Origin of the sequence: Methylobacter svalbardensis, from assembly GCF_037671525.1 — a bacterium.
Taxonomy (GTDB): domain Bacteria; phylum Pseudomonadota; class Gammaproteobacteria; order Methylococcales; family Methylomonadaceae; genus Methylobacter_A; species Methylobacter_A svalbardensis.
In genome coordinates this window covers 1-2,695 of sequence record NZ_JAWPOH010000142.1, presented here as the reverse complement: position 1 = coordinate 2,695, position 2,695 = coordinate 1, and the positions used below count along the sequence as shown (strand labels likewise).

The following is a 2,695-nucleotide window of genomic DNA, read 5'->3' as shown; positions in this document are numbered from 1 at the left end:
ATTAAATGCGATTATTGGCATTATAAGGAGCGGCATGCGGTCGAATGCATGTTCGGCAAGCTCAAACATTACCGCAGAATTGCCACTCGATACGAGAAAAAGGCTATTAATTACATGGGGATGCTGTCATTTTCCTCGGTACTTTTATGGCTGAGATGAAACGTCAACAGAACCTAGGTGAATCAACGCATTTACAGCCAATTTATGCCGCTCATAAAAATGCGGTTTCCAGTTTTCAGGCACTCATCCATCGACTGGGAGGAATTCCCTGTGAGGACTCTGGCGCTTGGGGCACTTGGGCAAAAATAGTCTTAGAAGGGGCCAATATATTGGGTAAAAAAGTTGCACTAAAAACTTTGCTGGAAGGAGAAAAAAGTGGCGCAAAGGATTATGAAAAGGTTCTGCAGGATGCTGAGTTGTCTTCAGATGTTCGCGCTTTAATTGAAACAAAGCTGCTGCCTGAGCAACAATCCCATATACGCACTTTGGATCGGCTTTTAGACACGGCACCTGAATAGGTTTTACCAGTCAATCTAAGCCTACTGTTTAAATGATGTCAGCGAGGCCCCTAATTTTTGTTCACGCTGACAATATTTAAATTTTAAATAAAACACAAAGCCACTCTAAAACTGTTCGGTTCAATATACCTAAATTAGATATTGAATCAGCGTGAAATGGGAAGGAAAATGGCGTGGAATACACATAAATAGGTGAGTTGTTACTAAAAATCTGAAGGGTTATTGCCAATGAAAGCTAAGGATATTATAAAAGATTTTCCTGTCGTTTGCGTGGGCGGTTCGGCCGGAGGCCTCGACGCGTATATTCGGTTATTACGGCATTTACCGGCCGATATGGGTGTTGCTATTGTCATCGTCAATCACTTGAGAAACGTAGCCACCATGCTCCCCAAAATTCTCCCTCGCTATACAAAGATGCCGGTTGAACTTATCACGGAAAAACTACTCATCCAGCCCAACCATGTGTTCATAATCCCGGAAAATCGGGATTTGCACGTTTTTGAAGGAGAATTCCGTTTAGAGCCCATATCAAAGCCCTGGGGCTGGCCTGACGTAATTACGATTTTTATGCGTTCCCTGACGGAGCACTGGGACGGCAAACTTATTGCTATCATTGTCTCTGGCTGTGATGGTGATGGAGCAGCAGCGCTGTGTGGCATAAAAGAAGTTGGAGGGATTACCATCGCGCAGAAGCCTGACACAGCTGAGCAACCAGATATGCCTGAGAGCGCAATAGCCAGTGGGTGTATAGATTTTGTTCTTGCACCTGAGGATATTGCTCAAGAAATTGTAGCATTTCGCAGGCGGTGCTAGGTAAGAGTAAAGTGACAATTTTATCATAAACTCTTTACTTGCTTGAGCAATGATTCCACAGTGGGTGTTAATCAACAAAAGGCTCTAAAGTTCCACGGGATTTTGGCTAACTTCTTGCCCAGAAATGCCTACGGACGACTTCGCCATTCTCAGACCTTGCCGATTGCGTGTAAGTGCAAATAATGTATACATTAATTTACACTGACATTCCCCCTCTGTATACCGCATTCTACCGTGTAATATAAAGTTAATTTGACATTTAATTTACAAGTGTTAGTCTCTGTCTAAGATATTATTTTACATGTCACAGGGGCAGATTATGAACGGTCATAATATTGGGTATATTCGGGTTTCGTCTGGCTCGCAAAATTCAGAGCGACAACTTTCAGACATTGAGCTAAATGCCACATTCACCGATAAGGCCAGCGGCAAAAATACAGACCGACCAGAGCTTACCAAGTGCCTTACTCATTTAAGATCAGGCGATAAGCTGCATGTTCATTCCATTGATCGCCTAGCGCGTAATTTAAAAGACCTGCAAGAGATAGTCGACACACTGAAAAGCAAGGGCGTATCGGTTCACTTTCATAAAGAAAATCTAATCTTCGAGGCATCGACCAGCAGTCCAATGCAAGATCTCATGTTTCAAATGTTGGGCGCATTTGCTCAGTTCGAGCGCACCTTGATAAAAGAAAGGCAGCGTGAGGGTATAGCAGCGGCTCAGGCCAGAGGGCAAAAACTCGGCGCTCCATCCAAACTGTCATTGGCTCAGGTAAATGAAATAAAAAGCCTGGCGGAGTGTATCGGCGCAGATAAAAGCAAAATAGCAAAGCAATTCGGCATTAGCCGTCCGACACTTTATAAGATCCTGGCTGCAGCATAATTCACTCAGACACGCTATAAAAAACGAACATAGGAGCTGCAGAAATGTTGATCAATCCAAAACTACCAGAACATTTTTTTAACCGTGCAAATGATGAAAGATCACCAAGTGAATTAAAGAAATTCTGGCAAGTTCTCATAATTTTAATTGATGAATACTATGAAGGTGAAAATTGGACAGAACACCAAAAAAGAACAACAGGGCCAAAAAACAAATTCACAATTGAAACAGAAGTAGAATTTAATGAACGGAAGCAAAAAAAGAAAGCATCTTGGTTTAAAGAGTTTCCATCAGGTAGCCTATAACGTGTACTGTTTAGACGGTGGAGCATGGGATCGACCAACCGAGTGGGGCTAGGCTGTCGAAATCAGCCCTTTTTCGCAAGCTAAACATTCCCCGATTTTTGGCTTTCAATATTATTGAAAAAAGCTTTGCGTTTCTTGCGTACGGTATAGGGGATGCTTGATTTCTCCCACATCTC

Annotated in this window: 4 protein-coding genes and 1 pseudogene; all 5 read left to right on the top strand. The window is 42.7% G+C overall.

Features of this window, described 5'->3' with window-relative positions; all coding sequences use genetic code 11:
• Positions 1-159 (top strand): annotated as a pseudogene (locus tag RW114_RS21120) (IS5 family transposase); the annotation flags it as partial.
• Positions 147-518, top strand: coding sequence for a ferritin family protein (locus tag RW114_RS20335; protein ID WP_340124552.1), 372 nt, complete (start codon positions 147-149; stop codon positions 516-518). The pseudogene RW114_RS21120 and the gene RW114_RS20335, both read left to right, overlap by 13 nt.
• 228 nt (positions 519-746) lie before the next feature.
• Positions 747-1,331, top strand: a complete 585-nt coding sequence (locus RW114_RS20330; RefSeq protein WP_340124551.1) for a chemotaxis protein CheB — start codon at positions 747-749, stop codon at positions 1,329-1,331.
• Positions 1,332-1,650: 319 nt separating this feature from the next.
• Positions 1,651-2,214, top strand: a complete 564-nt coding sequence (locus tag RW114_RS20325) for a recombinase family protein (RefSeq protein ID WP_340124550.1) — start codon at positions 1,651-1,653, stop codon at positions 2,212-2,214.
• A 44-nt stretch (positions 2,215-2,258) separates the two neighbouring features.
• Entirely contained in the window at positions 2,259-2,519 is a 261-nt protein-coding gene (locus RW114_RS20320; protein WP_340124549.1) for a hypothetical protein, read from the top strand.
• Positions 2,520-2,695: the final 176 nt, after the last annotated feature.

Coding starts and splice junctions, on each gene's coding strand:
- RW114_RS20335 (WP_340124552.1), top strand. CDS start 147: ATGGCTGAGATGAAACGTCAACAGAACCTAGGTGAATCAACGCATTTA.
- RW114_RS20330 (WP_340124551.1), top strand. CDS start 747: ATGAAAGCTAAGGATATTATAAAAGATTTTCCTGTCGTTTGCGTGGGC.
- RW114_RS20325 (WP_340124550.1), top strand. CDS start 1,651: ATGAACGGTCATAATATTGGGTATATTCGGGTTTCGTCTGGCTCGCAA.
- RW114_RS20320 (WP_340124549.1), top strand. CDS start 2,259: ATGTTGATCAATCCAAAACTACCAGAACATTTTTTTAACCGTGCAAAT.